At 52.1% G+C, this 6,609-nt stretch carries 1 protein-coding gene; it reads right to left on the minus strand.

Translation table 11 applies throughout. The annotated features are described in order from the left end of the window. A partial coding sequence (locus ACO0LH_RS28235; protein WP_422944488.1) for an amino acid adenylation domain-containing protein occupies window positions 1-6,609 on the minus strand: 6,609 nt, incomplete at both ends.

Consider the following 6,609-nt stretch of genomic DNA (forward strand, 5'->3'; position numbering starts at 1 on the left):
AGCAGGCACCGGCTTTCAAGACGGCGAGGATGCTGATGAGGCTTTCGGCGGTGCGGTTGAGGCAGATGCCGACGCAGTCTTCTGGCGCAACGCCGAGGGACAGTAAGACGGCAGCACGCTGGTTGGCACGGTCGTTGAGTTGCTGGTAGCTGAGGCTGGTGCTGCCGGCGATGAGGGCTGTCTTGCCGGGGGCAATGGCAACCTGGGCTTCGAACAGGCCGTGCAGGGTCTGGCTCTCGGGGTAGGCCATCGCCGTTGCGTTCCAGGTCGTCAGTTGTTGCTGCATTTCCGGTTCACGAATCATCTTCAGGTCATCGATGACCAGTTGCGGATGCGAGACGATTTGCTCCAGCAGGTATTCATAACAGGCAGCAAAGCGGAGCATGGTAGAACGGTTGAACAGGTCGGTATTGAATTCCAGGCTACCGATAATGCCATCCGCTGTTTCTTTGAGGCCCATTGTCAGATCAAAACGGGCATTACTTTGGCGGGTATGGAATTCAACCGGCAAAATATCAACTTCATTGAAAGATGCTGCTTCAACAGGTGTGTTTTGAAGGATGAACATCACCTGGAAAATCGGTGAATGACTGAGGCTGCGTTGTGGATTGAGACTTTCCACCAGAAATTCAAACGGTATATCCTGGTGCGCATAGGCATCGAGGCAATTTTCACGCGTGGACTTCAGGAAATCTGTAAAGCGCAAGTCACCAGGAATACGGTTACGGATTGCGACAGTATTGACAAAGAAACCGATCAGTTCTTCGGCTTCACGGATACTGCGATTGGCCACCGGCGTGCCGATGACGACATCATCCTGGCGTGCATAACGCCCCAGCAAAATTGCATAAGCAGAAATCAGTGTCATGAACAGGGTTGCACCTTGTTTGCGGCTCAATTGCTGAAGCTGGTCTGACAAGTCTTTCGGCACGCTGATGGAGATGCTTTCACCATTGAAGGTCTGTTCTGGTGGTCGCGCACGGTCAAAAGGCAGGTCAAGGCTGGTTGGCAAACCTGCCAGGCGATCACGCCAGTAGGCCAGTTGCGTATCACGCATGCTGCCATTGAGCCAGTCGCGCTGCCAATGGGCAAAGTCCGGGTATTGAATTCTTAAGCTGGCACGGTTAACCGGTTTGGCACTTTCCAGCGCCTGATAGTTTTCTATGAGTTCACGGAAGAAAATACCCAGTGACCAGCCATCCGAGACGATGTGGTGAAAAACCACAAACAATACATAAGACGGGGTGATGTCAGACAAGTCCCTGACGATGCGGAACCTGACCAGCAAATCTGCGGTCAGGTTGAAGCAGTAGTTCTTTTCTCCTATCCATATACTTTCCAGCTCATTGTGGCTGCTGACTTCTTCCACCGCAATGTCCATGTACTGGAAAGGCCGTATCGCCTGGACTGCCTCACCCTTGTATTTTGAAAACTGGGTGCGCAAGACTTCATGTCGCTTCAATATTTCATTGAGGCTGCTGACCAGGTAATCAACTTGCAGATTGCCCGACAATCTCAGCGCGAGCGGGATATTGTAAGTCGGGCCAGGGCCCATCAATTGATCGAGGAACCACAAGCGTTGTTGCGCATAGGACAAGGCCAGGTGCTCGGTACGTGGCACAGGTTCAATAGTGCGCACATCTTCTTTCTGTGTCACATATTTAAAGGCATCAATCGCCCTGGCCTGTTCTTCCAGTGTCTGATGTTCAAACAATTGCCGCATTGGCAGCGTGCAGGAAAATACTTCCCTGATGCGTGACAATAATTGCGTGGCAATCAGTGAATGACCGCCCAGTTCGAAGAAATTATCCTGGCGGCCAACACGTGACCGGCGTAACAGTTCTGTCCATAAACTAGCCAGTATTTCTTCTGTCGTGCCTGCCGGGGCGATGAAGTCGCTGTCGCCTGTTTCTTCTACAGGCAATGGCAAGGCATGACGGTCGAGTTTGCCGCTGGGTGTCAGCGGCATGCTTTCGAGTAAGCTGATCGACGCTGGCCACATATAATCAGGCAAGGTCTGCTGCAATTGCTTGCGCAGATTGCGCTTCAATTCGCCATGTTCAAGTGCTTTGGCAGTGGTGGTCAGATACAGCACGATTTTTTTATCCGCACTGCCCTGCCCTTCCCATACCTTGGTCACCGCTTGTTGTACCTGTGGCAGGCGACTGGCCGCCTGTTCAATCTCGGCCAGTTCAATACGGAAGCCGCGTATCTTCACCTGGTGATCACGCCGCCCTACATATTCCAGGCAACCATCTGCCGACATGCGCACCATGTCGCCCATTTTATAAAGTCGTTCGCCTGCTGAGCCAGATTGAGTAAATGGATTCGGTATGAAACTTTTTGCCGTTTCAGCTGCGTTATGGAGATAGCCGCGCGCCAGACCGGCACCACCTATATACAGTTGACCAACCACCCCAATGGGCACACGATTGAACTGTTCATCAAGCACAAAGGCAGACGTATTGCTGATGGCATGACCGATGGGAACTGCGCCTGGCTTCAGGGCCTTGAGCTGTTCAACATGATGACAGGTCACGTCAGCACCGACTTCGGTTGAACCATAGACGTTATACAAGCTGGCATTGGGGAAGCAATGGCTGAGGGCGGCAAAGTCATCCCCCAGGGCCAGCGCTTCACCGCTACAGAAAATGTGCCGCAGCTGTGGCAGGGGCTGTCCAATGGCGAGCATGGCTTTCAGCAGGGAAGGCACCAGTGTGATCCTGGTGATGTCATGATGTGCCAGGCTTTCGAGCAAATGCAGCGGTGAACCAGCCTGCTCTTCAGGAACAATCAGCAGCGGGCGGGCAGCTACCAGCGCCTGGAATATTTCAGCAGCATGGTCCACAAAACCGATGCGTGTTTTTTGGCAAAATATATCATCTGCCTCCACGCCAAATGTTTGCTGCGCCCAATACAGGCGATTTATCAGGGCCTGGTGTGTTGCCAGTACACCCTTTGGCTTACCCGTCGAACCCGATGTGTAAATCACATACACAGCATTTGCCGGCGTCAGCCCCAGGTGACGGGTATTCAGATCGCTAGCAGGATAATGAACGAATGCGCCCTCTTCTGCTGCGACTTCATCCACAGCGATCAGCGACACATCCGTGATGTGGGCCAGTTTTGAAACAATATACTGCTGATGCGTGAGGATGACATTCACTGCCGAATTGTCGATGACATAATCCCTGCGACTGGCAGGATAATTGGGGTCGACGGGTACATAACAGCCACCGGCCTTGAGCACGGCCAATATACTGATGACGAGATCAAATGATGGAGGCAGGCATACGCCAACCGGCGTTTCCAGGGCAACACCACGTTCGCGCAGACAATGGGCAAGACGATTGGCGCGCTGATTCAATTCCTGGTAAGTCAGGCTGTTACCATTGAATATCAGTGCGGTCGCATCGGGCTGGGTCTTTGCATGCAGTTCTATGCTTTCGTGCACACAAATATCGGGGAATTTTTCAACTTTGACATCTTGCTGCAAAGAGGAAATTTCTGTTTTCAACAGTATTGCCTTATCGATTGCCGCATCGGTGTTGTTGGTTAATTCATCAATAATGGAAGCGACATAGCCGACAATGCGCGCACGCATGGCCTGATCAAATACCGTGGGTTCTGCATTGATCAGGAAGAAGTGGGTAGAATCTGCTTCATTCTTCCTGACATTGACCAGCAGCCTGTAATTGGTTTCATCAAAACCACCACCTACATCAAGCTCAGTACCAACATTGGCATTTTTGTAAAGATGGAAATTGGTGTAGTTAAACGCAGAGGCGGCAAAATCCAGACCCGTATCAGACTGTATGGCAGCCAGGGGATAATGACGGATATTGTAATAATCACCAAGCCGGGTATCGGTATATTTGATTAACGCATTCCACTTCATGCCTTGAAGATCAAATGGCAAAGGTAATGCATTGAGGAACAAGCCAAGCATGTGTTCGCCATTGGCAATTTCAGGGCGGCCATGCGTCACTACCGAGCCGACGGCTTTCTGGCTGCCATCAAGCAGGCTGATCAGGCTCAGGTAGACAGCGCACCAGATGCTTTTTTCCTGCACCTTCAGCGCATCAGCCAGTACCGATACTCTTTTGCTGGTATCTGCACTGACCGGACATTCAAAGCGCACGCTGGCGGTTTTTTGACTGGCGCTCCACCAGGGCACCCTGACGCCTTCCAGCTCTGCCTTCCAGTATTGCCTGTACTGGACTGATGCCAATGCTTCTTGTTCGAGGGCGATAAAATTGCTGAAACGCGGCGGTTGCAGCAACTGTGGCGCAGCCTCACCTTTCATCAGCAAGGCATAGACTTCCAGGGCCTGCTTGATGAAACTGGCGTCACTCCAGCCATCCATCAGTGCATGATGAATGACGAAATTGAGCAAAATTCTACCCTTCGGCAACAGGCAGACGAATACGCGCCATGGTGCTGTCAGTGCAATACCATTTTCCAGTTCCCTGTCTTGGAGTTCAAGAACCAGGGTCTGTAAATCTTCTGCTTTTTTATCAGCGAGATCGAAAACCTTGATACCGATATCCGGATTTTCTATCACCAGTTGCAATGGACGGTCTGCATCGAGATGGAAAACCGTGCGCAGGATAGGATGAATTGTAATCAGCGATTCAAGTGCCAGGCGGAAGCGGCTTTCATTCCATTCCAGTTCCAGCAGGAAGGACAGTACATTCTGATAAATATTGAGTTCAGGATCACGCAGCGAATGGAACAGCATGCCTTGTTGCAGCAAGGACAGCGGATAGGCATCTTCGACAACATGGCCATCAACTGTCTGCGGCAATTGCGAACGCTCGTTATCAGTCAGCAAGGTGAATGCAGCAACTTCAGCCCGCTTGCCGGCATCAGCTTCGCCTTCTTTGACGACACCCGCCAGGCTGGCTATGGTAGGGTTGGCAAATAAATCCCTTATCGCAAAAAACAGGCCCGTTTTTTTAGCTTCGGCAACCAGTGAAATGGAACGGATGGAATCACCGCCAATCGCGAAATAATTATCTTCCGTGCCAAGCTGGTCGACTGCAAGGTTTTTCTTCCAGAGGGCTACCAGTTTTTCTTCCATATCTGTTTTGGGCGCCACATACCGCTTGCGGGCGTAGGCAGATTCATCCGGTTTTGGCAAGCGTGCCCTGTCCAGTTTGGCATTGCGTGTCAATGGAAATATATCCATCAGAACAAAGGCACCCGGGATGGCATAGTCAGGAATGCGTCCCTGCAAATGACTTAGCAAGGCAGCCTTGATATCAACATCTTCGCCGAGTTGTGTTTTATCTGTGACAATATAGGCGACCAGTTGGCCCTGGTTGGCTTGCTCGATCTGCACGATGACTGCTACATCGCTGACGGCGGCATGCTGGGCAATCACACTCTCAATTTCACCGAGCTCTATCCTGAAACCACGTACCTTGACCTGGTTATCAGCACGGCCTATGTATTCGATGTTGCCATCCTGGCGTTGCCTGACCAGATCACCGGTCCGATACAGCCGCGCACCTGGCACTTTGCTGTAAGGGTGAGGAATGAATTTTTCTGCCGTCAACGCTGGCTGGTTTATGTAGGCGCGAGCCAGGCCTTCACCACCGACAAACAATTCACCGACACATCCTGTCGGTAACAAGCCTGCCTGCTCATTAAGGACATAGGCCAGGCTATGGTCTATGGGCACACCGATAGGGATGGAGGTCAAACCACTGGTATCACGCTCACGTATGGTATAGGTGCATGAAAAGGTGGTATTTTCAGTCGGGCCATAACCGTTGACCAGGGTAACCGCAGGTATTTCATCCAAGGCACGCTGGATATGTTCTTTCGATAAGGCTTCACCACCAACCAATAAATATTTCAGGTCACGCAGGGATTGCCCGGCATTGACAATGACCTGATTAAACAGCGCTGCGGTCAGCCAGGCACATTCGACACGGTGATTGCGGATAGTCTCACCCAATGCGTCCAGGGAATTCGACTTGAATTCAAACAATACTGATTTTTTCCCATGCAGCAAAGCGCCCCAAAGTTCGAAAGTAAAGGCGTCAAATGACAGCGAAGCAGCGCACAGATAAGCTTGCAAGTCAGGGAAAGGCACAAAGCCATTGAACACCAAACGCACAATGCTCTTGTGATTAATCGCGATACCTTTGGGCACGCCGGTACTGCCGGAGGTGAAGATGATGTAGGCGAGCTGGTCGGGTACGACTGTCAGTTCTGGGGCAGTGTCGCTGTAGCGGCCCAGGAGGGCATGGTGCCAGTGGCCGTCAAGCGGCAGGGTCTGGTAGTCGCTGAGGAAGCTGAGTTCTTCGAGCAGGTGTTGTTCGCTCAGTATCAGTTTGCAGGCGCTGGTGGCAATCATGTGCTGGAGGCGGCTGGCCGGATAGGCGGGGTCGAGCGGGACGTAGGCGGCGCCGGCTTTTAAGATGCCCAGTAAGCCAACGATCATGTCGGCAGAGCGTTCTACGCAGAGACCTACGCAGTTGTCGGCAACGACGCCCTGGGCGATCAGGTAGTGGGCCAGGCGGTTGGCACGGCGGTCGAGTTCGCGATAGCTGATCTGGTGGGCACCATCGACAACGGCGATGGCGTCGGGCTGGTGCA

The organism is Undibacterium sp. TJN19 (assembly GCF_049339485.1).
GTDB lineage: Bacteria > Pseudomonadota > Gammaproteobacteria > Burkholderiales > Burkholderiaceae_D > Undibacterium.